Genomic DNA, 269 nt, shown 5'->3' with positions numbered 1-269 from the left:
CGTCCGCGCAGGCGGATGCGCGCGCACAGGTCGCAGAAGTCACGCATGAACTGTGAATCTCGCGCGAGCGCTTCTGACGTGAAACGGCACAACGCGGCGCAGTCAAGATCGAGCCGTATGCACTTTTCCATGTCGGGGAGGTTCCCCTCCGCGATACACGAGGACGCGCAGTGATGGCATGCGGCTGCGCAGCGATCGAGCGCGGCCATACAGTCGAGGTATTGGCTCATGTGGGTTTCCTGTCTGTTGTGGTCCTCCAGCAAATCGAG

General features: G+C 61.3%; 1 pseudogene. It reads right to left on the bottom strand.

Annotated elements, in window-relative coordinates:
- Positions 1–209: pseudogene (locus SB753_RS37560) on the bottom strand (four-helix bundle copper-binding protein); the annotation flags it as partial.
- Between the last annotated feature and the right edge of the window lie 60 nt (positions 210–269).

The organism is Paraburkholderia sp. SIMBA_053, from assembly GCF_046534895.1.
Lineage (GTDB): Bacteria > Pseudomonadota > Gammaproteobacteria > Burkholderiales > Burkholderiaceae > Paraburkholderia > Paraburkholderia caledonica.
The sequence above is the reverse complement of the archived record's forward strand: the minus strand, read 5'-3'. Positions and strand labels throughout refer to the sequence as shown.